Raw genomic sequence first — 24553 nt, 5'->3', positions numbered from 1 at the left:
CCGGCAACTGGAGGAGGGTCACTGCGTGGGCGGGTCGAGACGGTACCCGACGCCGCGCACCGTGCGGATCAGGGTCGGTGCCGAGGGCACGTCCTCGACCTTGGCCCGCAGCCGCTGCACACAGGCGTCCACCAGCCGGGAGTCGCCCAGGTAGTCGTGCTCCCAGACCAGCCGCAGCAGTTGCTGCCGGGACAGCGCCTGCCCGGGCCGGCGGCTCAGCTCCAGCAGCAGCCGCAGCTCGGTCGGGGTGAGCTGGAGGTCCTCGCCGTCCTTGGTCACGGTCATCGCCGAACGGTCGATGACCAGCGTCCCGTACGTGGAGGAGTCCGAGCTCTCCCGCTCGCCGCGCCGCAGCACGGCGCGGATCCGGGCGTCCAGGACGCGCGGCTGCACCGGCTTCACGACGTAGTCGTCGGCGCCGGACTCCAGGCCCACCACCACGTCGATGTCGTCCGAGCGCGCTGTCAGCAGGATGATCGGCAGCTGGTCCGTCCGGCGGATCCGGCGACAGACCTCGAAGCCGTCGATGCCGGGCAGCATGACGTCCAGGACGATGAGGTCCGGACGCTGCTCCTTGAACAGCTGCAGGCCGTCCTCGCCCGAGGATGCGGCGGCCACACGGTGGCCCTGGCGGGTGAGGGCGAGTTCGAGGCCGGTCCGGATGGCGTCGTCGTCCTCGATCAGAAGCAGGAATGGCACCCGCTCATTCTGGCCCACCGCGGCCTCTCCATCACCCACCCGGGTGGTTGCTGATCGATCGCGGGAACCGGAAGGCGTGATTCAGGCGTCCGGCGGGGTGGGGCACAGCTCCGGACTCCGGTCCCGGCCGCTGTGACAGCCCTGTGACAGTCGGCGGACACCGCCATGACGACGGGCGGGCAGGATTTTCCTTGTCGCCGAGAACGCACCGGTCACCACCGGGAGCAGGACGGCGGCAGCAGGGAACCGCACGTACCGACCATGGGGGCGCACGATGAACGCAACGCTTCTGACCCGCAGCACCGCGGCCGTCCGCGCGTCGCGTTCGACCGCCGCCCCGCGGACCAGGTACGAGGTGCGGACCGACGAGACGTCCGGTGCCGTGATCGTACGGGGTGCGCACACCGCACCGGAACGGCCCACCGCCCCAGTGGCGGCGGGCACCAGGGGGAGCTGTACGGGATCGGCCACCGGGGGACCACGGCCGACAGCGGCTCGACCCTGACGCTGCGCGGGATTCTTCCCGTCGGCGGCCAGGGCCGGGACATCCCGATGGGGGAGGGCCTGAACGGCAACGGCTCGGGGGAGCCGGACGCCCGCCAGGCAGCAGGTGCCACGCTGCTGCGGCTCACGCCCGCGGCAGCCGGCACCGACGACGGTCGGCAGGGAGGCGCGCAGGGGGAGCGCTCGGCCGACGCGGAGGACCGGATCGCCGAGTTCACCGCGTACGTGCGCGAGCGCCGCGCCTCCCTGTACGCCACCGCGTACCACCTGACCGGTGACCGCTACGAGGCCGAGGACCTGCTGCAGAGCGCGCTCTTCAGCACCTACCGCGCCTGGGACCGGATCACCGACAAGGCGGCGGTCGGGGGATACCTCCGCCGCACCATGACCAACCTGCACATCTCCGCCTGGCGGCGCCGCAAGGTCAACGAGTACCCGACCGAAGAGCTGCCGGAGCACGCCGGCGACACCGACGCGATGGGCGGCACCGAGCTGCGTGCCGTGCTGTGGCAGGCGCTGGCCAAGCTGCCCGAGAACCAGCGCACCATGCTGGTGCTCCGCTACTACGAGGGCCGCACCGACCCGGAGATCGCCGACATCCTCGGCATCAGCGTCGGCACCGTCAAGAGCAGCATCTGGCGCGCCCTGCGCCGGCTGCGCGACGACGAGCAGCTCAACCGCTCGGGTGACACCGCGCGGGCCTTCGGCGAACTGGTCGCCTGAGGCACGACAGAGACTCCCGTCGGGGGACGGGTGAAGGGTTCGCGGTTCGCGTCAGGCCCACTCGGGGGAGTGGCCGCCGACGGGGGACGACCGCGGCCCTGGCAGGCAGGGGCCCGGTGCCGGGGAGAGGCACCGGGCCCCTGACCGTGTCCGGACGGGCGCGGCAGGACGCCGCGGGCGCGGGGGGCCGTGCGGTCAGGCCGCGACCGGCTCGGACCGCCGGGCGGTCACCGCCAGGATCCGGCGCTCGGCCTCCGCACCGGCGCAGGCGTACGCACCGAGCGCGACCTGCTGCGAGACGATGCCGCGCTCGGAGCGCATCAGCCGCCAGCCGCGGCGCAGCAGGTACGGGACGGACTTGCGGCCCTCGCGCACGTCCCGGCGGAAGCGCCGCCAGGCGGTGGTGGCGGGCCGGTTGCGCAGACAGAGCGCGTCGCCCAGCAGCCCCTCGGCGGCGCACCGGCCGACCAGCTCGGCGGCGAAGATGCCCTCGGCGACGAACGCCGGCGCGCCGCCCAGGACGAGCGTGCGGGTGCCGATCCGGCCGTTGTCCGGGATGGAGTACACCGGCACCTCGGCGCGGCCGTCCTCCGCCAGCGACCGGATCGCCGCGAGCGCCTGCTCGCCGTGCCAGGAGAGCGGGGAGTCCCAGTCCGTGCCGCCGTCCTCGGGCAGCTGCGGCAGCGTCGGGTCGTCGCCGTCCTTGTAGAAGTCGTCGAGCTGGAGCACCGGCAGGCCGGCCCGCTCGGCGAGCGAGGACTTGCCCGATCCGGAGGGCCCGGACAGCAGGACGACGCGGGCGCGGGGCGCCGGCACAGGGTTCAGCGGGGAGTCACTCACGGGACACCAGTCTGACGCATCGGCGCCGCCCGCAGGAACCGTCCGGACGGACCCGGGCCAATCTCACAGCGCCTCGCCACCGGCACCGGCGCGCAGGTGCCCGCTCACCGCGGGCAGGCAGCGGGCGGGGAGGCACAGGTGCACGGGTCCGCCGTCGCCGGGCGGCCGGTACACGGTCGCCGACCAGTGCGCGTCGTACCAGGCGTCCGGTTCCGGGGCGTGGAAGGAGCCGCCGAGCGGCAGCTCCAGGGCAGGCCCGCGGCGCGGGCGGAAGACCGCGCCCCCGGCCCCAGCTGCAGCCACCCGGCGACGTGCCCGGCGGACCGGCCGGGGCGCTCCGAGCGTGCCGAGCACGGGATCCGCACCGGCAGCCCGGCCCGCAGTCGCCGCTCCGCCCGCCGGGCCCGCGCGTCCCGCAGCAGACCGCCGCCGGCCGCCGCCGCGACCTCGCCCAGAATCTCCCGCACCGTGACTCCCACCATGATCGTCGGAACCGTCGGGAAGGAAGACCCCGCAGGCGCACGGGCGGTTGCCCGCCGACCGGCTGCCCGTGCCCCCGACGAACGGCGGACCCGCACCCCCGGTCGGGGATGCGGGTCCGCGTCGTCCGGTCCGGCCGTGGCCGGGCCGGTCAGATGCCCATCGGGTGCCAGACGGTCTTGGTCTCCACGAAGGAGAGCAGCCGCTTGGTGCCGGGGGCGACCGTCCAGTCCGCCGCGGCCGGGTCGGCGGCCGGGCGGAGGACGCGCTTGAGGGTCTCTGCGGCGGCCGCCTCCAGGGCGGTGGCCGAGCCCGGGCCGTCCGCGTGGACGGCGCCGGTCAGGTCGAGACCGTTGACGTCCTGGTGGGACGCCAGCGTGGGGGCGATGTCGGCCGTGCGGCCGGAGATCAGGTTGACCACGCCGCCCGGCAGGTCGGAGGTGGCCAGCACCTCGCCCAGGGACAGCGCGGGCAGCGGGGCGTCGGCACTGGCCGCGACCACCACGGTGTTGCCGGTGGCGATCGCCGGGGCGATCACCGACACCAGGCCGAGGAAGGAGAAGCCCTGCCCGGCCTGCGGTGCCACCACGCCGACCACGCCGGTCGGCTCCGGGGTGGACAGGTTGAAGTACGGCCCGGCGACCGGGTTGGCGCCGCCCGCGATCTGGGCGAACTTGTCCGTCCAGCCCGCGTACCAGACCCATCGGTCGATCGCGGCGTCCACCAGCGCGGCGGCCTTCTTGGCGCCGATGCCCTCGGCGGTGGCCACCTCGGCGGTGAACTGCTCGCGACGGCCCTGCAGCATCTCCGCGACCCGGTACAGCACCTGGCCGCGGTTGTACGCGGTGGTGCCCGACCAGCCCTTGACCGCGGCGCGCGCGGCCACGACGGCGTCCCGGGTGTCCTTGCGGGTGCCGAGCGGGGCGTTGGCCAGCCACTGGCCCTTGGAGTCCGTCACCTCGTACACCCGCCCGCTCTCGGACCGCGGGAACTTCCCGCCGACGTACAGCTTGTAGGTCTTGAGGACGTCAAGACGCACGGTCGTGTCAGACATCTCGGGCCTCGACATTCAGGTAGGGCTCCAGTCCGTGCCGGCCGCCCTCGCGGCCGTATCCCGATTCCTTGAAGCCGCCGAACGGCGAGGCCGGGTCGAACTTGTTGAAGGTGTTGGCCCAGACCACACCGGCCTTGAGCCGGCTCGCCGTCCAGAGGATCCGCGAGCCCTTCTCCGTCCAGATGCCGGCGGAGAGGCCGAACGGGGTGTTGTTGGCCTTCTCGACCGCCTCGGCCGGGGTGCGGAAGGTCAGCACCGACAGCACCGGCCCGAAGATCTCCTCGCGGGCGATCCGGTGCGCCTGGCTGACACCGGTGAACAGCGTCGGCCGGAACCAGTAGCCGGCGCCCGGCAGGTCGCAGGACGGCGCCCAGCGCTCGGCGCCCTCGGCCTCGCCGGCGTCGGTCAGCTCGGTGATCCGGGCCAGCTGCGCCGCGGAGTTGATGGCGCCGATGTCGGTGTTCTTGTCCAGCGGGTCGCCGATGCGCAGCGTCGACATCCGGCGCTTGAGCGCCTCCAGGAACTCGTCCTGCACCGACTCCTGGATCAGCAGCCGGCTGCCCGCGCAGCAGACGTGGCCCTGGTTGAAGAAGATGCCGTTGACGATGCCCTCGACGGCCTGGTCGATGGGCGCGTCGTCGAAGACGATGTTCGCGGCCTTGCCGCCCAGCTCCAGCGACAGCTTGGTGCGGGTGCCCGCCAGCTGCCGGGCGATCGAGCGGCCGACCGGGGTGGAGCCGGTGAAGGCCACCTTGTCGACGCCCGGGTGGGCGGTCAGCGCGGCGCCGGTGCGGCCGTCGCCGGTGACGATGTTGACGACGCCCTTCGGCAGACCGGCCTGGCGGCAGATCTCCGCGAAGCGCAGCGCGGTCAGCGGGGTGGTCTCGGCCGGCTTGAGGACGACCGTGTTGCCGGCCGCCAGCGCCGGGGCGATCTTCCACGCCAGCATCATCAGCGGGAAGTTCCACGGGATGACCTGCGCGGCCACCCCGACCGGGCGCGGGTTCGGGCCGAAGCCCGCGTAGTCGAGCTTGTCCGCCCAGCCCGCGTAGTAGAAGAACCAGGCGGCGACCATCGGCACGTCGAAGTCGCGGGTCTCGCGGATCGGCTTGCCGTTGTCGATCGACTCCAGCACCGCCAGCTCGCGGGAGCGCTCCTGGACGATCCGGGCGATCCGGAACAGGTACTTGGCGCGCTCGCTGCCCGGCAGCGCCGACCAGTCGCCGAACGCCTTGCGGGCCGCGGCGACCGCCCGGTCCACGTCCTCCTCGGTGCCCTGCGCGAACTCGGCCAGCACCTGCTCGGTCGCCGGGTTGACGGTCTTCAGGGCCTCGCTGCCGCTGGAGTCGACGAACTCGCCGCCGATGAAGTGGCCGTAGGAGGTGGCGATGTCGCCCGCGGCGGCGGGGACTCGGGAGCGGGCGCGTACTCGAACAGACCGCGCTTCTCGGTCACGGGCTCGACCGTCTTCCTGCTGGTGTTCTTGGCCATCTGTCTCAGTCCACCGTCACGTAGTCGGGACCGGAGTACCGGCCGGTGGTCAGCTTCTGACGCTGCATCAGCAGGTCGTTCAGCAGGCTGGAGGCGCCGAAGCGGAACCAGTGCGGGGACAGCCATTCGTCGCCCAGGGTCTCGTTGACCATCACCAGGTACTTCATGGCGTCCTTGGTGGTCTTGATGCCACCGGCCGGCTTCACGCCGATCTGCACGCCGGTCGCGGCCCGGAAGTCCCGGACGGCCTCCAGCATCAGCAGCGTCACCGGCGGGGTGGCGTTGACCGCGACCTTGCCGGTGGAGGTCTTGATGAAGTCGGCGCCGGCCAGCATCGCCAACCAGGAGACGCGCCGGACGTTGTCGTACGTCTGCAGCTCGCCGGTCTCGAAGATCACCTTGAGGTGCGCGGAGGTGCCGTCGGCCCGCTTGCAGGCCTCCTTGACGGCGGTGATCTCCTGGAAGACGTCCAGGTAGCGGCCGGAGAGGAAGGCGCCGCGGTCGATCACCATGTCGATCTCGTCGGCGCCCGCGGCCACCGCGTCGGCGGTGTCGGCGAGCTTCACCGGCAGCGCGACCCGGCCGGCCGGGAAGGCCGTGGCGACCGAGGCGACCTGGATGTCCGTGCCGCGCAGGGCGTCCTTCGCGGTGGCGACCATGTCCGGATAGACGCAGATCGCCGCGACCCGGGGGCGGTCGGGTCGGACGGGTCGGGGTTGCGGCCCTTGGTGCACAGCGAGCGCACCTTGCCGACCGTGTCCGCGCCTTCCAGCGTGGTCAGGTCGATCATCGAGATCGCCAGGTCGATGGCGTACGCCTTCGCCGTGGTCTTGATCGAACGGGTGCCGAGGGTGGCGGCGCGGGCTTCCAGGCCGACCTGGTCGACGCCGGGCAGGCCGTGCAGGAAGCGGCGGAGCGAGGCCTCGGACGCCGCGACGTCCGCGAGACCGCCGCCCGCAGCGCTGGGGGCGTTGGCTGCAAGAGTGGACATAGTCACCAGACCAGCATATCTACGCGCGTAGCGATCCGCTAGTGGGGTCGGGTTTCGATGCCGGACCGAAATGCGCCCGGTTCCGGCCGTGCGCTGCGGCCGGAACCGGGTCCACCCGACCGCTCTCAGCCCGCGCCGTGCCGCTCCAGGACCTCGTGCGTCACCCGGGCCAGCTGCTCCGGGCTCGGCGGCAGCGGCCGCAGCTCGGCGGGCAGCGTGCTGTACGTCGTCACCGCCCTCGGCCGGCTGCTGCCGCGCAGCGAGTACTGCACGACGTCCTTGTCGCGGTGGGCGGCGATCAGGATCCCGAGGGTCTCGTCGTCCCGCTGCGGATCACGGACCTTGTCGTCCACCACGGCCGTGTCGAACCCCGGCTTGCCGAGGTGCTCGGGCTCGGCCCGGCCGATCTTCAGCTCCACGACCACGTACCGGTGCAGCCGCAGACGGTAGAAGAGCAGGTCGCTCCGGAACTCCTGCGCGCCGACCTTGAGCGGGTCTGCCGGCCCACGAAGGCGAAGCCCACGCCCAGCTCCTGCAGGAAGCGCACCACGTGCGCGACCAGGGCGGACTCCAGATCCTGCTCGGAGTGGCCGTCGCCGAGCCGGGTGAAGTCCAGCAGGTACGGATCCCGGACGAGGTCGCGCAGCAGCTCGGAGCCGTCCGGCACGGTCGCGTCGAAGTTGTGCAGCGCCGTGCCCTGCCGCAGGTGCAGGCCGGTCTCGATGCGGTGTACCGGCACGTTGCGCGACCAGCCGTGCTGCACGGCCTGCCGGGCGTAGAAGTCCCTGGTGGGGCGTTCCAGGATGATCCGGCCGATCCGCCAGTAGTGCGTGATCAGTTCGGTGTTCACCACCCGGTGCACCCGGACGTGCGCCGAGGTGATCTCGGCCTTCACGTCCCGCAGCAGGTCGCCGTACCCGGCCGGTTCGGATTCCGCCGCCGCCTGCGCGGGCAGGGTGCCGGCGAGGTCCCATTCGTTGGTCATGGCGCGGATTCTGGACAGCGCGGGGGCGGCTGCGGGCGGGGGAAACGGTTCGCCCTCACTCGAACGAGTCACGCCCGGCCGGGGAGAATGCTCGGGTGACCGCCGCAGCAGACCGCCAGCCCGCGCCCCGCAAGAAGACCGGCCGCCGTCCCGGCAGCGCCGACACCCGGCGCACGGTGCTGGAGGCGGCGCGCGCAGAGTTCGCCGCGCGGGGGTACCAGAAGGCGAGCATGCGGGCGATCGCGCGGGCTGCCGGGGTGGACGCGGCGCTGCTGCACCACTACTTCGGCAGCAAGGACAAGCTCTTCCTGGCCGCGCTGGAGTTCCCGATCGACCCGCGGCTGCTGGTCGCCCGGGTGCTGGAGGGCGATCGCGACGCGGTCGGGGAGCGGCTGGCCCGGCTCGTCCTCGGTCTCTGGGAGCAGCCGACCGTACGGGACCGGCTGCTCGCGGTGCTCCGCACGGCCGCGGCCTCCGAGGAGGTCGCCGGTCTGATGCGCGGCTTCATGGTCGCGGAGGTGGTCACCGGGGTCGCGGCCGGGCTGGACGTGCCGCAGCTCCGGGTCGAACTGGCGATGTCCCAGGTGATCGGCCTCGCCCTGGCCCGCTACGTGATCGCCGTCGAGCCGCTCGCCTCCGCCTCCCCGGACGAGCTGCTGCCGTTGCTGGCCCGCTCCCTGCAGGGCTGTCTCGGTCAGGACTGACCCGGGGCCCGGCCGCCGCGCTCAGGGCACCAGTCCCAGGGCCGAGGCGAAGGCCGGGAAGGAGGGGCGGCCACCCGCCAGGTGTACGCGCGCGGGTCCGTCCAGATGTCGCTGCCGACGACCCGCGGCCCGTCGGGGCCGGTGCGGTAGTCGAGGGCGATGGCCACGTCGTCGCCCGCGTGCCGGCAGACGGCGAGCAGCACGGCCTGTTCGGTGTCGAGCCAGGGAGTTCGACCGCGGCGGCGGCGGTGCTGCCGGGGGTCTGGCGGAACAGCGGGCCCAGGTCGGCGCCGCCGAGGTCGTCCAGTGAACGCGACTGGCGCCGGATCGCCGCCACGTCGGTCAGCAGGTCCAACGGGTCCTCGAACCAGGGCACGGCCGCGGCGAGGACGTCGTCGGCGGGCTGCCGCCACCGGCCGTCGGCGATCAGGTCGAGCAGCAGCTGCGGCAGTCGCAGACCGCGCACGGTGTCGGCGGGCTCGGCAGGGTCCACGGGGGCGTCCGGTGAGGTCACCGGCCCACCCTGGCGGCACCCGCCGATGTTGTCCATGGCCTTGACGGCCGTGGCCCGCGACGCAAAACTCATCACATGATGAATTACACGGCGGGGACAGCCCCCGCGATCCGGATCGACGGGCTCACCGTCGTCCGCGGCGGCCGCCCCGTCCTGCACGCACTCGACCTCGACGTCCCCCGCGGCTCGGTCACCGGGCTGCTGGGCCCCAGCGGCTGCGGCAAGACCACGCTGCTCCGGGCGGTCGTCGGCGTGCAGCGGACGGCCGGCGGCACCGTCGAGGTCCTCGGTCACCCGGCCGGCGCCGCCGCCCTGCGCCACCGGGTCGGGTACGTCACCCAGGCGCCCTCCGTCTACGGCGACCTCACCGTCACCGAGAACCTCGCCTACTTCGCCGCCGTCCTCGGCGCACCGAGGACGGACCCGGCCCGCGTCGTCGAGCAGGTCGGCCTCGCCGGGCACGAGGACGACACCGTCGCCCGCCTCTCCGGCGGCCAGCGGGCCCGGGTCTCGCTCGCCGCCGCCCTGCTCGGCACCCCCGAACTGCTGATCCTCGACGAGCCGACCGTCGGCCTCGACCCGGTGCTCCGCCAGGACCTGTGGCGGCTCTTCCGGGGGCTCGCCGACGGCGGCGCCACCCTGCTGGTCTCCAGCCACGTCATGGACGAGGCCACCCGCTGCGACCGGCTGCTGCTGATGCGCGAGGGCCGACTGCTCGCCCACGACACCCCGCAGGCGCTGCTCGACGCCACCGGCGCCGCCGACATCGACAGCGCCTTCCTCACCCTGGTCGCCGCCGGCGCCGTGCCCGAGAAGAGCCCGCGATGAACCTGCACCGCACCCTCGCCACCGCCCGCCGGGTCCTCGCCCAGCTCCGCCACGACCCGCGGACCATCGCGCTGCTGCTGGTCGTGCCGTGCGTGCTGCTCACCCTGCTGAAGTACATGTTCGACGGGCAGCCGCAGACCTTCGACCGGATCGGCCCCGCACTGCTCGGGATCTTCCCGCTGATGGTGATGTTCCTGGTCACCTCGGTGGCCATGCTTCGCGAGCGGACCACCGGCACGCTGGAGCGGCTGCTCACCATGCCGCTGGGCCGGCTCGACCTGCTGCTCGGCTACGCCCTCGCGTTCGGCCTGGTCGCGCTCGTCCAGGCGGCGCTGGCGTCGGCGCTCACCATCGGCCTGCTCGGCCTGGACGTCGCGGGGCCGACCTGGCTGCTGTTCGCCGTCGCGGTCGGCGACGGCCTGCTCGGCATGGCGCTCGGCCTCCTGGTCTCCGCGTTCGCCGCGACCGAGTTCCAGGCCGTGCAGTTCCTGCCGGCCGTGCTGCTGCCGCAGTTCCTGCTCTGCGGGCTGTTCGTGCCGCGCGCGCAGATGGCCGACGTGCTGCGCTGGGCCTCCGACGTGCTGCCGCTGTCGTACGCGGTGGACGCGATGACCCGGCTCACCGTGCAGAGCGGGGTCGGCGGCGAGGTCCTCCGGGATCTCGCGGTGATCGGGGGATCGGCGCTGCTCGCGCTCGGGCTGGGCGCCGCCACCCTGCGCCGCCGGACGGCCTGAGGGCCCGGGCGCGGCCGCCGTCCGCCGACGCCGTGCCGGACGGGGCGGGGGTCGACGGGAGGGGCGGGGGGCGTGGGGCAGAATCGTCCCCATGACCGAATCCGACGGCACGCCCGACCCGGGCTCCGCCGCCTCCGAGCCGAAGTACGCCGACCGCGTCTACCGCTCCGGCCCCGGCATCATCTCCGGCGTCCTGCTGCTGGCCGTGGCCGGCTGGCTGATCGGCGACGCCCTCGTCTCCGGCACCGGCCGCACCCCGTGGGTGGCGCTGGCCGCCGCACCGGTCTTCTGCCTCCCGGTGATCGCCTACACCCTGCGGCCCGCCGTCTACGCCAACGAGCGGCGCCTGAAGGTCCGCAACCCGCTGCGCACCGTGGTCGCGCCGTGGGCCGCGGTGGAGGACCTGCGCTCGGGCTACTCGGTGGAGCTGTTCGCCGGCGGCCGCAAGTACCAGGTCTGGGCGGTGCCGGTGTCGCTGCGGCAGCGCAAGAGCGCCAACCGGAGGGCGGTGCGGGCGCGGGCGGCCGGCGAGCCGGAGCTCAAGCTGAAGCCGGGCCAGTCGGACCCGACCCGGGCCTGGTCCGACCAGGTGGTGGCGGAGCTCAAGGAGACGGCGGAGCGGCAGGCCGGGGTGCCGGCCGCGGCCGGCGGGGTCGACGTCCGGTGGTGCTGGTGGGTGATCGTGCCGACGTTGCTGGGACTGGCCGCGCTGATCACGCTGATCGTGACGGGCTGAGCCCGCCCGCCCCGCTGCCGCAGGCGCTGCGACGGCGCGGCGGGACACGCGAAAGGGCCCGCACCCCCGGTTCGTCCGGGTGGGTGCGGGCCCTTTCGCATGGGCAGGTCGGGCCCGTGCGGGATCAGGCGGGGATGCCCGCGGCGGCCGCGAGGTCGCGCTTGATGCCGTCCAGCAGGGCGGTGGCGCGCTCCCGGGTGCCGGCCAGTTCGGCGGCGCTCGCGACCGGCAGCACGACCTCCAGGTAGCACTTGAGCTTGGGCTCGGTGCCGGAGGGACGGACGACGATCCGGGCGGAGCGGACGCCCTCGCCGGACAGCCGGTACCGCAGGCCGTCGGTCGGCGGGAGGTCCGCGGAGCCGGCGGTCAGGTCGTCGGCGGCGGTGACGCGCAGCCCGGCGAGCCGGGTCGGCGGGTTCTCGCGCAGCCGCTGCATGGCGTCGGCGATCAGCGACAGGTCCTCGACCCGGGCGGAGAGCTGGTCGGTGGCGTGCAGGCCGTGCTCCAGCGCCAGGTCGTCCAGCAGGTCGACCAGCGTGCGGCCGGTCCGCTTGAGGGCGGCGGCGAGCTCGGCGACCAGCAGCGCGGCGGTGATGCCGTCCTTGTCGCGGACGCCGTCCGGGTCGACGCAGTAGCCGAGCGCCTCCTCGTAGCCGTACCGCAGGCCGTCCGCGCGGGAGATCCACTTGAAGCCGGTGAGCGTCTCGGCGTACCCGAGGTCCGCGGCCTCGGCGATCCGGCCGAGCAGGGTGGAGGAGACGATGGTGGTGGCGAAGGTGCCGGTGGCCCGCTTGGCGACCAGGGCGGCGCCGAGCAGCGCGCCGACGTCGTCGCCGCGCAGCATCCGCCAGCCGCCGTTGCCCGTGACGGGGACGGCCACCGCGCAGCGGTCGGCGTCCGGGTCGTTGGCGATCACGATGTCCGGGCCGACGGCGCCGGCGGTGCGGAACGCGAGGTCCATCGCGCCGGGCTCCTCCGGGTTGGGGAAGGCCACGGTCGGGAAGTCCGGGTCGGGCTCGGCCTGTTCGGCGACGACGGTGGGGGCCGGGAAGCCGGCCTGCTTGAAGGCGGCGAGCAGCACGTCGCGGCCCACGCCGTGCAGCGGGGTGTAGACCACGTCGAGGTCGCGCGGGCCGCCCGGGTCGAGGACGGTCACGGCGCGGTCCAGGTAGGCCTCGACGACGTCGTCGCCGAGCACCTCCCAGCCGCTCCGGGCGAGCGGGACGTCGGCGAGCGAGCCGATCGCGTCGATCTCGGCGGCGATGTCGGCGTCGGCGGGCGGGACGATCTGCGAGCCGTCGCCCAGGTAGACCTTGTAGCCGTTGTCCTGCGGCGGGTTGTGGCTGGCGGTGACGGTCACCCCGGCCGCGGCGCCGAGGTGGCGGACGGCGAAGGCGAGCACCGGGGTGGGCAGGGCGCGGGGCAGGAGCGCGGCGCGCAGCCCGGCGCCGACCACCGCGGCGGCGGTGTCCCGGGCGAAGTCGTACGACTTGTGGCGGGCGTCGTAGCCGACCACGACGAGGTCGCCCAGCTCGGGGTGGTTGCGCACGTACGCGGCGAGGCCGGCGGCGGCGCGGATGACGACGGCGCGGTTCATCCGCATCGGACCGGCGCCGAGTTCGCCGCGCAGCCCGGCGGTGCCGAACTGGAGACGGCCGGAGAACCGTTCGGCCAGCCGGGACCAGGCGATCCGCTCGCCGGACTCGGCGTCGGGCCCTCGGCGGCGGCGAGCATCGCGGAGAGCTCGTCCCGGGTCTGCGGGTCCGGGTCCTCGGCGACCCAGGCCCGGGCCCGGCTGAGGAGGTCGTCGGTGTGTGCATGCGCCATGCTGCGAGCTCCAGGTGAGGATGGGGGCCGACGGGCCGGGCGGGCGGACCCGTGGGGGTGCCGCCCGCCCGGCCGTCTACCGATTCTGCGTCAGAACGGGCTCAGATCCGCTCAAGGACCTTCGCCAGCAGCGCGCCCATCCGCTCGGCGCTGGCCTTGCCGGCCTCCAGCACCTCGGCGTGGTTGAGCGGCTCGCCGGTGATGCCCGCGGCCAGGTTGGTGACCAGGGAGATGCCGAGCACCTCGGCGCCGGCCTCGCGGGCGGCGATGGCCTCCAGGGTGGTCGACATGCCGACCAGCTCGCCGCCGATCACCCGGGCCATGTTGACCTCGGCCGGGGTCTCGTAGTGCGGGCCGCGGAACTGGACGTAGACGGCCTCGTCGAGGGTCGGGTCGACCTCGCGGCACAGCGCGCGCAGCCGCTTGGAGTAGAGGTCGGTGAGGTCGACGAAGTTGGCGCCGACGATCGGCGAGTCGGCGGTGAGGTTGATGTGGTCGCTGATCAGGACGGGCTGGCCGGGCGTCCAGCCCTCGCGCAGACCGCCGCAGCCGTTGGTGAGGACGATGACGCCGCAGCCCGCGGCGGCCGCGGTCCGCACGCCATGGACGACGGTGGCGACGCCGTGGCCCTCGTAGTAGTGGTTGCGGCCGAGGAAGATCAGCGCGCGCTTGTCGCCGATCCGCACCGAGCGGACGGTGCCCGCGTGGCCGGCCACGGCGGGGGCGGGGAAGCCCGGGAGGTCGGTGACCGGGAACTCCGCGAGGGTCTCGCCGAGGGCGTCGGCGGCCGGCACCCAGCCGGAGCCCATCACGAGGGCGATGTCGTGGCGCTCGGCACCGGTCAGCTCGCGCAGGCGGTCGGCGGCGGCCCGGGCGGCGGCATAGGGGTCGGCGGAGACGACCGACTGAGGAGATGCGTTCACAGGGTCGAGGATAGACAGAATTCGCCTACGCGCGTAGACCTAGCCGTGAAGACGCGCCGGATCGTTACCAGGATGAGGGGAAAAGACCGGGAACGGCCGGAAATCGCCGCCCGGGTCCGGAGGATCCTCCGAAGGGCCGCCGGATGCCGTCAGCAGGGCCTGCGGCGCAGGTCCTGGACGTAGTCGTCGGGGGCGCCGGCGCTCTCCGCGGCGTCCGCGACCAGGCCCAGGTAGCGGGCGGCCGGCAGCCCGCCCTCGTAGTCGTTGAGCACGTACGTCCACACCGGGATGTCGCCGTCCAGGGTGTGCGCGCGCAGCCGGATCTTGCGGTAGATGCCGAGCTGGACGCCCTCCCAGCGGTCGAGGCCGTCCTCGTCCATCGGCGACACGTCGTAGAGCGAGACGAAGACCTGCTCCTTCTCGTCCTCCACCACGGTGGCCAGGGAACCCTCCCAGCCGAGCTGCTCGCCGCCGAACGTCAGCCGCCAGCCGTCCAGCCAGCCCGTGCCGCGCAGCGGGGAGCGGGGCCCGCCGGCTCATCTGCCGGGAGTCGAGGTTCGTGGCGTACGCGGCGTAGAGCGACATGGGCGTCAGCCTACGGGAGAGCGCTGCCCGGAGCCGGTGCGGGGAGCGTTCACCGCCGCGTCCGGAGGTGGTGAGGGGATGGCAACGCCCCCGGCGTGGCTTTGGTTCCGGCATGCGGGACAATGGTGCTCGTGACTCGGATCGTGATCATCGGTGGCGGACCCGGCGGATACGAGGCGGCCCTGGTGGCAGCCCAGCTCGGCGCGGAGGTGACCGTCGTCGACCGCGACGGCCTGGGCGGATCGGCGGTGCTGACGGACTGCGTGCCGTCCAAGACGCTGATCGCGACCGCCGAGGTGATGACCACCTTCGACAGCTCCTACGAGGAGCTCGGCATCATCGTCGCCGACGACACCCCGCCGCTGGAGCAGGCGGCCCGGGTGGTCGGCGTCGACCTCGGCAAGGTCAACCGCCGCGTGAAGCGCCTCGCCATCGCGCAGTCCCACGACATCACCCAGGCGGTCACCCGCGCGGGCGTCACCGTGCTGCGCGGCAACGGCCGGCTCGGCGCCGGCGGCCAGGCGGTGGACGGCTCCCGCGAGGTCGTCGTCGACCGCGAGGACGGCAGCAGCGAGTCGCTGCGCGCCGACGCCGTGCTGATCGCCACCGGAGTGCACCCGCGCGAGCTGCCCGACGCCCAGCCGGACGGCGAGCGGATCCTCACCTGGACGCAGGTCTACGACCTGGACGAGCTGCCGCGCGAGCTGATCGTCGTCGGCTCCGGCGTCACCGGCGCCGAGTTCGCCGGCGCCTACCAGGCGCTCGGCTCCAACGTCACGCTCGTCTCCAGCCGCGACCGGGTGCTGCCCGGCGAGGACCCGGACGCCGCCGAGGTGCTGGAGGAGGTCTTCCGCCGCCGCGGCATGAACGTGATGGGCCGCTCCCGCGCCGAGAGCGCCAAGCGGGTCGGCGACAAGGTCGAGGTCACCCTCGCCGACGGCACGGTCATCGAGGGCACCCACTGCCTGATGGCGGTCGGCTCCATCCCCAACACCGCGGGCCTCGGCCTGGAGGAGGCCGGGGTCAAGCTCAACGACTGGGGCCAGATCACCGTCGACCGGGTCTCCCGCACCTCGGCCCCCGGGGTGTACGCGGCCGGCGACTGCACGGGCGTCTTCATGCTCGCCTCGGTCGCCGCCATGCAGGGCCGGATCGCGATGTACCACGCGCTCGGCGACGCGGTGCAGCCGCTCAACCTGAAGACCGTGGCCTCCAACGTCTTCACCGACCCGGAGATCGCCACCGTCGGCTACACCGCGGCCGACGTCTCCTGCGGGAAGATGGACGCCGTCGAGGTGAAGCTGCCGCTTCGCGGCAACCCCGGGCCAAGATGCAGGGCATCCGCGACGGCTTCGTGAAGCTGTTCGCCCGCCCCGGCACCGGCATCGTGGTCGGTGGCGTGGTGGTCGCGCCGCGCGCCAGCGAACTCATCCATTCGATCTCGCTCGCCGTGGACAACAACTTGACGGTCGAACAGGTGGCCAGCGCGTTCACCGTGTACCCGTCGCTCTCCGGTTCGACCGCCGAGGCCGCCCGGCAGCTGCACATCCGCCGGCGCGAGGACTCGGACTCCTGACCGGACGGGGACAGTTGAGGGGCGGTCGCCACGGCGGCCGCCCCTTCGTCTCACCCGGGCGGCCGAGCGCAGGCCCCGCGATCGGAGGCGCGAATTGTACGGTCGCGCGCCGCTCGTACGTGAGCGTTTCTCGTTACCACCCGCAAACGCCTGAAAGCAGACGGTCATTCAGGTTACCGTCGGTTCCGTGTTTGCAGCAGAACGTCGCCAGTTGATCCTCGAAATGGTGCGCGCCAACGGAGCCGTGTCGCTCCGTGAGCTGGCCCGCGTCGTCCAGACCTCCGAAGTCACCGTCCGCCGGGACGTGCGGGCCCTGGAGGCCGAAGGGCTGCTCGACCGCCGGCACGGCGGGGCGGTGCTTCCCGGAGGCTTCAGTCGGGAGCCCGGCTACCCGCAGAAGACCCATCTCGCCGCGGCCGAGAAGAGCGCCATCGCCGACCTGGCCGCCGGCCTGGTGGAGGAGGGCGACGCCGTGGTCGTCGGCGCCGGCACCACCACCCAGGAGCTGGCCCGCCGGCTCGCCCGGGTGCCCGGTCTCACCGTGGTCACCAACTCCCTGCTGGTGGCTCAGGCCCTGGCGCACGCCAACCGGGTGGAGGTGGTGATGACCGGCGGCACCCTGCGCGGCTCCAACTACGCCCTGGTGGGCAGCGGCGCCGAGCAGTCGCTGGCCGGGCTGCGGGTCACCAAGGCCTTCGTCTCGGGCAGCGGCCTGACCGCGGACCGCGGCCTGTCCACCACCAACATGCTGTCCGCCAGCGTGGACCGTGCCCTGGTGCAGTCGGCGACGGAGGTGATCGTCCTCGCCGACCACACCAAGCTCGGTGCGGACACCATGTTCCAGACGGTGCCGACGGAGGGCATCACCCGGCTGGTCACCGACGAGCAGGCCGCCGCCCAGGACCCGACCGCCCGCGAGCTCGACGCGCTGGCCGACTGCGGCGTGCAGATCTCGCTCGCCCCGCTCGGCCCGCCCGCCGAGCCGTCGGCGCACGGCGGACAGCCGCACGCCCCGCAGGTGCACCAGGCGCCGCCGGGCCCGGCCGGGATGCGCCGGGCGGCCCCGCCCGGCGCGCCCCTCCCGGGCCAGCGCCGGCCCGGCGTGCACAGCGGGCTGATGCGTCCGATCGCCACCGGCCGGCCTTGACGACGACGACGGCCGGTCCGCCCACCCGAGGGTGGCGGACCGGCCGTCGCGGTGCGTGACGCGGGTCAGTTGTCCTTGATCTCGCAGAGCGCGGCGCCGCTGGTGACGCTCGCACCGACCTCGGCCTTGAGGCCGACGATGGTGCCCGCCTTGTGCGCGTTGAGCGGCTGCTCCATCTTCATCGCCTCCAGGACGACGATCAGCTCGCCCTCGGCGACGGTCTGGCCCTCCTCGACGGCGACCTTGACGATGGTGCCCTGCATCGGCGAGGCGAGGGTGTCGCCGCCGACCGCGGCGCCCGCCTTCTTGGCGCCCACGCGCCGCTTGGCGACCTTCGTCCCGGTCGCGGCCGGGGCGGAGGCGACACCCAGCGACGACGGCAGCGAGACCTCGATCCGCTTGCCGCCGACCTCGACGACCACGGTCTCGCGGCCCTCGGCCTCCTCGCCGTCGGCGCCCGCGCCCGTGAACGCCGGGATGGTGTTCTCGAACTCGGACTCGATCCAGCGGGTGTAGACCGTGAACGGCCCGTCGCCGCCGTGCACCTCCGGCGCGAACGCCGGGTCGGTGACCACCGCGCGGTGGAACGGGATGGCGGTGGCCATGCCCTCCACGGTGAACTCGGCCAGCGCACGGGCGGCACGCTGGAGCGCCTGCTGCCGGGTGGCGCCGGTGATGACCAGCTTGGCGAGCAGCGAGTCCCAGGCGGGGCCGATGACCGAGCCGGTCTCCACGCCCGCGTCCAGCCGGACGCCCGGGCCGGACGGCGGGGCGAACAGCGTCACGGTGCCGGGAGCGGGCAGGAAGTTGCGGCCCGGGTCCTCTCCGTTGATCCGGAACTCGATCGAGTGACCGCGGATCTCCGGGTCGTCGTACCCGAGCTCCTCGCCGTCGGCGATCCGGAACATCTCGCGGACCAGGTCGATGCCGGTGACCTCTTCGGAGACCGGGTGCTCGACCTGCAGCCGGGTGTTGACCTCCAGGAAGGAGATCAGCCCGTCCTGGGAGACCAGGAACTCGCAGGTGCCGGCGCCGACGTAGCCCGCCTCGCGCAGGATCGCCTTGGAGGCGCGGTACAGCTCCGCGTTCTGCTCGGCGGTCAGGAACGGCGCGGGGGCCTCCTCGACCAGCTTCTGGTGGCGGCGCTGCAGCGAGCAGTCGCGGGTGGAGACGATGACCACGTTGCCGTGGCTGTCGGCCAGGCACTGGGTCTCGACGTGGCGCGGCTTGTCGAGGTACTGCTCGACGAAGCACTCGCCGCGGCCGAAGGCGGCGACCGCCTCGCGGACGGCCGACTCGTACAGCTCCGGGATCTCCTCCAGCGTGCGGGCGACCTTGAGGCCGCGGCCGCCGCCGCCGAACGCCGCCTTGATGGCGACCGGCAGGCCGTGCTCGGAGGCGAACGCGACGACCTCGTCGGCGCCGGCCACCGGCTCCGGCGTACCGGCGACCAGCGGCGCGCCGGCCCGCTGGGCGACGTGCCGGGCGGTGACCTTGTCGCCGAGGTCGCGGATGGCCTGCGGCGGGGGGCCGATCCAGATCAGGCCCGCGTCGATGACGGCCTGGGCGAACTCGGCGTTCTCGGAGAGGAAGCCGTAGCCCGGGTGGACGGCGTCCGCGCCGGAGTCGGCGGCTGCCTTGAGCACCTTGGCGATGTCCAGGTAGCTGGAGGCGGGGGTGTCGCCGCCGAGCGCGTAGGCCTCGTCGGCCGCGCGGACGTGCAGCGCGTCCCGGTCCGGCTCGGCGTACACGGCGACGCTGGCGATACCGGAGTCCCGGCAGGCCCGGGCGACCCGGACGGCGATTTCTCCGCGGTTGGCGATGAGCACCTTGCGCACTGTGGCTCCCTTCTTGAACCTCGTTGAGTCTAGGGATCTGACGACGGTACCGGCGAGTAGTCCCTGGTGGTGAGCTAGCCCACACGGAGCGTCACCCGTTTACGTGATCGGGCGACCACGCTGCGGCAGTCCTGCTGGTGGAGACGTTACGCGCGACGGTCGCCGCGGGCCCGCGGCCTCCTCGCGCGGCGTCGCGGCCACCGTGGCCTTCGCCACACCGGCGTCAGGCGGCGGCGACCGCCGGCCTCGCGGTCGCCTTCGCCGTGGCCTCCGAGGCAAGCTCGACGACGTCCGGCCCGTACGCGCCGGGGTTGAGCACCCGCAGCACCAGGACGAACGTGCTGTCTGTCCCGTGCCGGCGGGCGAGGGTGCGGTGGTTCGCCGCCAGGTAGCGCACCGCCGCGTGGTTGGACGTGGCGGTCTGACCGGCGATCAGGAAGACCGGCCGGTCGCCCGACCCGGCGTGCACCCGGGCCAGCACGACGTAGGCCGGGTCGCCGTCCGGGGCGGGCCAGGAGAGCGCGTACTCCTGGTCGCCGACGGTGACCGTCAGGTCGCCCTCCGCGGAGGCGAACGCGACGCCCGGCAGCCAGCTGGCCAGGTGGGCGGCCGTCCGGTTGTTGCTGGTCGGGCCGCCGAGGCAGAACTCCGCCTTGCCGCCGAGTCCTTGGCGCACCTGGTCGTGCGCCACGATCTCGCTCCGGGCCCCGCACTCGCGCACCAGGGCGGCGAGCTCCATCATCGCGTACGCGTCGTCGCGCGCCACGGTGGTGGTGGCTCCCGGGCCGCCCTTGCGCGGCACCACCAGCAGGCACTCGGTGCCCGCGGGCATGCCGAAGAACTGCCGGGTGCGGCCCAGCCGTCGCCTGCGGCGCAGGGTCTGGGCAAGCCAGCCGATGCCCGCGCTGATGGCCGTTGCCACCAGTCCGAGCACCACGTTGAGCATGCTGTCGAACATCCCCCGCTCCTCCCGCCATGACGGCTGCGCCAGCCTATCGGTGGCCGCACGGGCGCCCGGTGGCCCGGTACGACAGTTGTGCGGCCCGGGTTCTGTCCGGATCCGCAGGGCGATCCGGAGGATTCCGTTCCTCTTTCGGCATGATCCGTAATGGTCTGGACCATTGACCCCCGGGGTGGGTGACCCTAGCGTGCTCCGCGACGGCCCGGGCCGGACCGGGCCGCGCCCACGGGGGAGTTGAGACGATGCGCAGGATCACCGCAGTCCCGGCAGCGGCGGCGCTGGCCGCCGGCCTGCTGCTGGCCGGGTGCGGCAGCGGCGCGGCGGGGAAGGCGGCCCCGGCGGCCGCGAGCACCCCGCCGACGTACGGCTGCCTGACCGCCGCGCAGGCAGCCGAGGGGGCGGTCACGGTCGACGGCGGGCTCGGCTCGTTCGAGGCCTACTTCCGGGACTCCGACGCCAGCGGCGCCAAGGTCGCGATCGTGTTCTCGCACCAGAACGGCGGCAGCCTCTGCGACTGGCTGCCGTATCTCGACGGCTTCACCGGGGCCGGCTACGCCGTGCTCCCGTTCACCGCCAACGGCGACGTCGCCGACGGCATCTCGGCGGCCGCCGGCTACCTCAAGGGCAAGGGCGTCACGAAGATCGTCCTGATCGGCGCCTCCAAGGGCGGCACCGGGTCGCTGGTCGCGGGCGCCCTGCCGGACCTGCCGCTGCCGGCCGCCGCCGTGGTGTCGCTCTCCGCGCCGGAGTCCTTCGGCGGCAACAACGCGGCCACCGCCGTCAAGCGGCTCACCGTGCCGGTGTTCTTCGCTGCTGAGGAGCTCGACCAGCCCTTCGCCGACAACGCGAAGAGCCTGCACGCGGCCACCGCCTCCGCCGAGAAGCAGCTCAAGCTCTACCCCGGCGGGCACCACGGCGCACTGCTGCTCTCCGACGGGGCGTTGCCCGACGTCCAGGCCTTCCTGGCCCGGTGGGCGCCGCCGCAGGGCTGAGCGCGGGTCAGCTCCAGAGGTCGGTGATCCGGATGCCGAGGTCGGCCAGCAGCCGCCGCAGCAGCGGCAGCGACAGGCCGATCACGTTGCCCGGGTCGCCGTCGACGCCCTCGACGAACGGCGCCGAGCGGCCGTCCAGGGTGAAGGCCCCGGCGACGTGCAGCGGCTCGCCGGAGGCGATGTAGGCGGCGACCTCGGCGTCGTCCGGGGTGCCGAAGCGCACCGTGGTGGAGGCGGTCGCCGAGGCCTCGCGGCCGGTCACGGTGTCGATCACGCAGTGGCCGGTGCGCAGCACGCCCTCGCGGCCGCGCATCGACCGCCAGCGCTCCAGCGCCTCCGCGGCGTCGGCGGGCTTGCCGAGGGCGAGGCCGTCCAGCTCCAGCACGGAGTCGCAGCCGATCACGAGTTCGCCGTCGGCGAGCAGGGCGGCGACCGTGCGGGCCTTGGCCTCGGCGAGCACCAGGGCGAGCTCGGCGGGGGTGGCGGCGGTGAGCGCGTCCTCGTCGACCCCGCTGACCCGGACCTTCGGGTCGAGGCCGGCCTGACGGAGCAGCCCGAGCCGGGCGGGGGAGGCGGAGGCGAGCACGAGGGTGCGGCGATCGGTCATGGCGTCCAGCGTATGGCCTGTCAGCGCACCAGCAGCACGGCGGCCAGGACGGCGAGGACGGCGAGCAGCGGGCCCGCGAGCCGCAGCATCCGCTGCGCCCGTCGGGCTTCGGGCGAGGGATCGTCGCCGGGGTCTGACCAGAGCACCTCACCAGCCTGCGCCGGGCGCCGGCGGGACGCCTGAGTACGCGTACTCAACCTCGCGGGCCCGGCCCGGCACTCTTGACGCGGGGGCCGCCGGGCCCTGCAATGGTGCGGTGTTGTCGCGTCCATGACCTGAGCGGGCGGGTCGGGCGGCGGACGGCACAGGTCGGGGGCAGCCGACCTCTCTCCCCCACACGTTTCGGCCGAGGAGACACGCCATGACCCGTTCCACCGTCAGATTGGACGCCGCGGGCCCCTACGCGGTGGCCCTGTTCCGGATCGTCGCCGGCCTGCTGTTCCTCGGGCACGGCGCCGCCTCGCTGTTCGGCGTGCCGGCCTCCGGGCGGGGCGCCGCGACCGTCGAGGCCTGGTCCTGGCCGGGCTGGTACGCCGCCGTCATCCAGCTCGTCGGCGGCGCCCTGGTGATGCTGGGCCTGGGCACCCGGATCGCCGCACTGATCTGCTCCGGCTCGATGGCCTACGCCTACTTCTCCGTCCACCAGGAGCACGCGCTCTGGCCGATGCAGAACGGCGGCGAGCCCGCCGCCCTGTTCGCCTGGGCGTTCCTGCTGATCGCCGCCGTCGGCCCGGGCTCGATCGCCCTGGACGGCCTGCGGCGCCGGAGCCCTGTCACCGGCTGAGCCGCCCGGACCCGGGGACGGCCCGGACACGGGGACGGCCCGGCACCGCGCGCGCGGTGCCGGGCCATCCTGTCGTTCGGGGTCAGCGGGCCCAGCCGGACGTCCGCCAGGCGGACGGGCCGGGGGCGGGCACGCCGCGCATCCGGCGGGCGTGGTCGCGCCACGGGGTGGCCGGGCCGCCCGCCCGTCCGGCCGCCTCGTTGGCGGCCTGCGCGGCGGCGGCCCGGGCTTGGACCACCGCCAGGACGGTGGCCAGCTCCTCGGGGGTCGGCTGCCCGTGCAGCACCTGAATGGGGGCCATGGGTCGATCCTCTCCCAGTTCCGGTCAGAGCGGGATGTTGCCGTGCTTCTTCGGCGGCAGGGTCTCGCGCTTGCCGCGCAGCGCCCGCAGTCCGCGGACGATGTGCCGGCGGGTCTCGCTCGGGGCGATCACCGCGTCCACGTAGCCGCGCTCGGCGGCCAGGTACGGGTTGAGCAGGGTGTCCTCGTACTCGGCGACGAGCTCGGCCCGGCGGGCGTCGACGTCCTCGCCGGCCCTGGCCGCCTCGGTCAGCTCGCGGCGGTAGACGATGTTCGCCGCGCCCTGCGCGCCCATCACCGCGATCTGCGCAGTCGGCCAGGCGAGGTTCAGGTCGGCACCCAGGTGCTTGGAGCCCATCACGTCGTAGGCACCGCCGAAGGCCTTGCGGGTGATCACGGTGATCAGCGGCACGGTGGCCTCGGCGTACGCGTAGATCAGCTTCGCGCCGCGGCGGATGATGCCGTCCCACTCCTGCCCGGTGCCGGGCAGGAAGCCGGGCACGTCGACGAAGGTCAGCACCGGGATGTTGAAGCTGTCGCAGGTGCGGACGAAGCGCGCGGCCTTCTCGCTGGCGTTGATGTCCAGGCAGCCGGCCAGGTCCATCGGCTGGTTGCCGACCACGCCCACGGGGTGGCCCTCGACCCGGCCGAAGCCGGTGATGATGTTGCCCGCGAACAGCGGCTGGGTCTCCAGGAACTCGCCGTCGTCCAGGACGTGCTCGATCACCCGGCGCATGTCGTACGGCTGGTTCGCCGAGTCCGGCACGATCGTGTCGAGTTCGAGGTCCTCGTCGGTGACGTCGAGGTCGGCCTGCTCGGGGTAGGCCGGCGGGTCGGAGAGGTTGTTGGACGGCAGGTACGAGAGCAGGCTCTTGACGTACTCGACCGCCTCCTTCTCGTCCGCGGCCAGGTAGTGCGCGTTGCCGGACTTGGCGTTGTGGGTCCGGGCGCCGCCCAGCTCCTCCATGCCGACGTCCTCGCCGGTGACGGTCTTGATCACGTCCGGGCCGGTGATGAACATGTGCGAGGTCTGATCGGCCATCACCACGAAGTCGGTGATCGCCGGCGAGTACACCGCGCCGCCGGCGCAGGGGCCCATGATCAGCGAGATCTGCGGGATCACGCCGGAGGCGTGCACGTTGCGGCGGAAGATCTCGCCGTACAGGCCGAGCGAGACCACGCCCTCCTGGATCCGGGCGCCGCCCGAGTCGTTGATGCCGACGACCGGGCAGCCGGTCTTCAGCGCGAAGTCCATCACCTTGACGATCTTCTCGCCGAACACCTCGCCGAGCGAGCCGCCGAAGACGGTGAAGTCCTGGGCGAAGACCGCGACCTGACGGCCGTCCACGGTGCCGTAGCCGGTCACCACGCCGTCGCCGTAGGGCCGGTTGCGCTCCTGGCCGAAGTTGGTCGAGCGGTGCCGGGCGAACTCGTCGAACTCGACGAACGAATCCTCGTCCAGCAGCTCCTGCACCCGCTCACGCGCCGTCAGCTTGCCCTTGGCGTGCTGCTTCTCGACGGCCGCGGTGGAACCGGAGTGCACCGCCTCGTCGATCCTGCGCCGCAGGTCGGCGAGCTTGCCGGCGGTGGTGTGGGGGTCGTACGGCGCCTCGCTCATCGAGTTGGCTCTCCCTGATCCTCGGCCGCCCCGGTGCCGAACGCGGCCTGAGGGTGGAGCGGCACTGCGACTACCGTCGGGTAGCGTAGCCAGCGCGGGGCCTTTCCGGTTA

General features: G+C 73.6%; 20 protein-coding genes and 6 pseudogenes. 9 read left to right on the top strand and 17 right to left on the bottom strand.

Annotated features, from left to right (window positions below):
• Positions 1–18: 18 nt before the first annotated feature.
• On the bottom strand, positions 19–699 hold the full coding sequence (locus tag ABEB13_RS17050; protein WP_345706195.1) for a response regulator: 681 nt from the start codon (positions 697–699) through the stop codon (positions 19–21).
• Positions 700–1251: 552 nt separating this feature from the next.
• Between ABEB13_RS17050 and ABEB13_RS17045 the strand changes: the two genes are divergently transcribed.
• Positions 1252–1926, top strand: coding sequence for a SigE family RNA polymerase sigma factor (locus tag ABEB13_RS17045; RefSeq protein WP_345706194.1), 675 nt, complete (start codon positions 1252–1254; stop codon positions 1924–1926).
• Positions 1927–2121: 195 nt separating this feature from the next.
• Here ABEB13_RS17045 and ABEB13_RS17040 read toward each other — a convergent pair whose 3' ends face one another.
• From ABEB13_RS17040 to ABEB13_RS17015, 6 genes and pseudogenes are all read right to left on the bottom strand, one after another.
• The gene (locus ABEB13_RS17040; protein ID WP_345706193.1) at positions 2122–2766 is read right to left on the bottom strand and encodes an ATP-binding protein; all 645 of its coding nucleotides are present in this window, start codon (positions 2764–2766) and stop codon (positions 2122–2124) included.
• A 63-nt stretch (positions 2767–2829) separates the two neighbouring features.
• Positions 2830–3069, bottom strand: a complete 240-nt coding sequence (locus tag ABEB13_RS17035) for a hypothetical protein (RefSeq protein ID WP_345706192.1) — start codon at positions 3067–3069, stop codon at positions 2830–2832.
• 328 nt (positions 3070–3397) lie between these two features.
• Positions 3398–4300, bottom strand: a complete 903-nt coding sequence (locus tag ABEB13_RS17030; protein WP_345706191.1) for an aldehyde dehydrogenase family protein — start codon at positions 4298–4300, stop codon at positions 3398–3400.
• A pseudogene (locus tag ABEB13_RS17025) lies at positions 4293–5791 on the bottom strand (aldehyde dehydrogenase family protein). The gene ABEB13_RS17030 and the pseudogene ABEB13_RS17025 overlap by 8 nt, the downstream one beginning before the upstream one ends.
• Before the next feature lie 5 nt (positions 5792–5796).
• Positions 5797–6782 (bottom strand): annotated as a pseudogene (deoC, locus tag ABEB13_RS17020) (deoxyribose-phosphate aldolase).
• A gap of 125 nt (positions 6783–6907) precedes the next feature.
• Positions 6908–7767 (bottom strand): annotated as a pseudogene (locus ABEB13_RS17015) (PDDEXK nuclease domain-containing protein).
• Positions 7768–7862: 95 nt separating this feature from the next.
• Between ABEB13_RS17015 and ABEB13_RS17010 the strand changes: the two are divergent.
• Positions 7863–8471, top strand: a complete 609-nt coding sequence (locus ABEB13_RS17010) for a TetR/AcrR family transcriptional regulator (protein ID WP_345706190.1) — start codon at positions 7863–7865, stop codon at positions 8469–8471.
• Here the strand turns inward: ABEB13_RS17010 and ABEB13_RS17005 are convergent.
• Positions 8462–8674 (bottom strand): hypothetical protein, encoded by a 213-nt coding sequence (locus ABEB13_RS17005; RefSeq protein WP_345706189.1) that lies wholly within the window; start codon positions 8672–8674, stop codon positions 8462–8464. The two genes, ABEB13_RS17010 and ABEB13_RS17005, sit on opposite strands and share 10 nt — an antisense overlap.
• Before the next feature lie 386 nt (positions 8675–9060).
• Between ABEB13_RS17005 and ABEB13_RS17000 the strand changes: the two genes are divergently transcribed.
• The 3 genes from ABEB13_RS17000 to ABEB13_RS16990 all read left to right on the top strand — a co-directional run bounded on the left by ABEB13_RS17000 (position 9061) and on the right by ABEB13_RS16990 (position 11283).
• Positions 9061–9813 carry an ABC transporter ATP-binding protein gene (locus ABEB13_RS17000; protein WP_345706188.1) on the top strand — a complete coding sequence of 251 codons (753 nt, stop codon included), beginning with the start codon at positions 9061–9063 and terminating at the stop codon, positions 9811–9813.
• Positions 9810–10547, top strand: a complete 738-nt coding sequence (locus ABEB13_RS16995; protein ID WP_100889883.1) for an ABC transporter permease — start codon at positions 9810–9812, stop codon at positions 10545–10547. The genes ABEB13_RS17000 and ABEB13_RS16995 overlap by 4 nt, the downstream gene beginning before the upstream one ends.
• Positions 10548–10638: 91 nt before the next feature.
• Positions 10639–11283 (top strand): PH domain-containing protein, encoded by a 645-nt coding sequence (locus ABEB13_RS16990; RefSeq protein WP_345706187.1) that lies wholly within the window; start codon positions 10639–10641, stop codon positions 11281–11283.
• Positions 11284–11407: 124 nt separating this feature from the next.
• Here ABEB13_RS16990 and ABEB13_RS16985 read toward each other — a convergent pair.
• From ABEB13_RS16985 to ABEB13_RS16975, 3 genes and pseudogenes are all read right to left on the bottom strand, one after another.
• A pseudogene (locus tag ABEB13_RS16985) lies at positions 11408–13110 on the bottom strand (phospho-sugar mutase).
• Positions 13111–13211: 101 nt separating this feature from the next.
• Positions 13212–14033, bottom strand: coding sequence for a purine-nucleoside phosphorylase (locus tag ABEB13_RS16980; protein WP_345706186.1), 822 nt, complete (start codon positions 14031–14033; stop codon positions 13212–13214).
• 149 nt (positions 14034–14182) lie between these two features.
• Positions 14183–14618, bottom strand: a pseudogene (locus tag ABEB13_RS16975) (gamma-glutamylcyclotransferase family protein).
• 122 nt (positions 14619–14740) lie between these two features.
• On the opposite strand from ABEB13_RS16975, the pseudogene ABEB13_RS16970 reads away from it, so the two are divergent.
• Together ABEB13_RS16970 and ABEB13_RS16965 are read left to right on the top strand one after the other, a co-directional pair.
• A pseudogene (locus ABEB13_RS16970) lies at positions 14741–16194 on the top strand (NAD(P)H-quinone dehydrogenase).
• Between the two features lie 223 nt (positions 16195–16417).
• A complete protein-coding gene (locus ABEB13_RS16965; protein ID WP_345709702.1) occupies positions 16418–17341 on the top strand; it encodes a DeoR/GlpR family DNA-binding transcription regulator in 924 nt (307 codons plus the stop codon).
• Positions 17342–17406: 65 nt separating this feature from the next.
• Here the strand turns inward: ABEB13_RS16965 and ABEB13_RS16960 are convergent, their stop codons facing one another.
• Positions 17407–19179, bottom strand: a complete 1773-nt coding sequence (locus tag ABEB13_RS16960) for an acetyl/propionyl/methylcrotonyl-CoA carboxylase subunit alpha (RefSeq protein WP_345706185.1) — start codon at positions 19177–19179, stop codon at positions 17407–17409.
• 223 nt (positions 19180–19402) lie between these two features.
• Positions 19403–20137 (bottom strand): hypothetical protein, encoded by a 735-nt coding sequence (locus ABEB13_RS16955; RefSeq protein ID WP_345706184.1) that lies wholly within the window; start codon positions 20135–20137, stop codon positions 19403–19405.
• A gap of 245 nt (positions 20138–20382) precedes the next feature.
• Between ABEB13_RS16955 and ABEB13_RS16950 the strand changes: the two genes are divergently transcribed.
• Complete coding sequence (locus ABEB13_RS16950) at positions 20383–21132, top strand: alpha/beta hydrolase family protein (RefSeq protein ID WP_345706183.1); 750 nt, start codon at positions 20383–20385, stop codon at positions 21130–21132.
• A 7-nt stretch (positions 21133–21139) separates the two neighbouring features.
• Here ABEB13_RS16950 and ABEB13_RS16945 read toward each other — a convergent pair whose 3' ends face one another.
• Together ABEB13_RS16945 and mmpB are read right to left on the bottom strand one after the other, a co-directional pair.
• Positions 21140–21739, bottom strand: a complete 600-nt coding sequence (locus tag ABEB13_RS16945) for a nucleoside triphosphate pyrophosphatase (protein WP_345706182.1) — start codon at positions 21737–21739, stop codon at positions 21140–21142.
• 20 nt (positions 21740–21759) lie between these two features.
• Positions 21760–21885, bottom strand: a complete 126-nt coding sequence (gene mmpB / locus ABEB13_RS16940) for a morphogenic membrane protein MmpB (protein ID WP_345706181.1) — start codon at positions 21883–21885, stop codon at positions 21760–21762.
• Positions 21886–22100: 215 nt separating this feature from the next.
• Between mmpB and ABEB13_RS16935 the strand changes: the two genes are divergently transcribed.
• On the top strand, positions 22101–22523 hold the full coding sequence (locus ABEB13_RS16935; RefSeq protein ID WP_345706180.1) for a DoxX family protein: 423 nt from the start codon (positions 22101–22103) through the stop codon (positions 22521–22523).
• Between the two features lie 82 nt (positions 22524–22605).
• On the opposite strand, the gene ABEB13_RS16930 is transcribed toward ABEB13_RS16935, so the two are convergent.
• Both ABEB13_RS16930 and ABEB13_RS16925 read right to left on the bottom strand, forming a co-directional pair.
• A complete protein-coding gene (locus tag ABEB13_RS16930; protein WP_345706179.1) occupies positions 22606–22824 on the bottom strand; it encodes an acyl-CoA carboxylase subunit epsilon in 219 nt (72 codons plus the stop codon).
• 24 nt (positions 22825–22848) lie between these two features.
• Positions 22849–24441 (bottom strand): acyl-CoA carboxylase subunit beta, encoded by a 1593-nt coding sequence (locus tag ABEB13_RS16925; RefSeq protein WP_345706178.1) that lies wholly within the window; start codon positions 24439–24441, stop codon positions 22849–22851.
• Positions 24442–24553: the final 112 nt, after the last annotated feature.

Source organism: Kitasatospora paranensis, assembly GCF_039544005.1.
Taxonomy (GTDB): Bacteria; Actinomycetota; Actinomycetes; order Streptomycetales; family Streptomycetaceae; genus Kitasatospora; species Kitasatospora paranensis.
The sequence above is the reverse complement of the archived record's forward strand: the minus strand, read 5'-3'. Positions and strand labels throughout refer to the sequence as shown.

Excerpts from the sequence above, each read along its gene's own strand:
- ABEB13_RS17045 (WP_345706194.1), top strand. The coding sequence starts at position 1,252 with ATGGGGGAGGGCCTGAACGGCAACGGCTCGGGGGAGCCGGACGCCCGC.
- ABEB13_RS17030 (WP_345706191.1), bottom strand. The coding sequence starts at position 4,300 with ATGTCTGACACGACCGTGCGTCTTGACGTCCTCAAGACCTACAAGCTG.
- ABEB13_RS17000 (WP_345706188.1), top strand. The coding sequence starts at position 9,061 with ATGATGAATTACACGGCGGGGACAGCCCCCGCGATCCGGATCGACGGG.
- ABEB13_RS16995 (WP_100889883.1), top strand. The coding sequence starts at position 9,810 with ATGAACCTGCACCGCACCCTCGCCACCGCCCGCCGGGTCCTCGCCCAG.
- ABEB13_RS16990 (WP_345706187.1), top strand. The coding sequence starts at position 10,639 with ATGACCGAATCCGACGGCACGCCCGACCCGGGCTCCGCCGCCTCCGAG.
- ABEB13_RS16965 (WP_345709702.1), top strand. The coding sequence starts at position 16,418 with ATGGTGCGCGCCAACGGAGCCGTGTCGCTCCGTGAGCTGGCCCGCGTC.
- ABEB13_RS16955 (WP_345706184.1), bottom strand. The coding sequence starts at position 20,137 with ATGTTCGACAGCATGCTCAACGTGGTGCTCGGACTGGTGGCAACGGCC.
- ABEB13_RS16950 (WP_345706183.1), top strand. The coding sequence starts at position 20,383 with ATGCGCAGGATCACCGCAGTCCCGGCAGCGGCGGCGCTGGCCGCCGGC.
- ABEB13_RS16945 (WP_345706182.1), bottom strand. The coding sequence starts at position 21,739 with ATGACCGATCGCCGCACCCTCGTGCTCGCCTCCGCCTCCCCCGCCCGG.
- ABEB13_RS16935 (WP_345706180.1), top strand. The coding sequence starts at position 22,101 with ATGACCCGTTCCACCGTCAGATTGGACGCCGCGGGCCCCTACGCGGTG.
- ABEB13_RS16930 (WP_345706179.1), bottom strand. The coding sequence starts at position 22,824 with ATGGCCCCCATTCAGGTGCTGCACGGGCAGCCGACCCCCGAGGAGCTG.
- ABEB13_RS16925 (WP_345706178.1), bottom strand. The coding sequence starts at position 24,441 with ATGAGCGAGGCGCCGTACGACCCCCACACCACCGCCGGCAAGCTCGCC.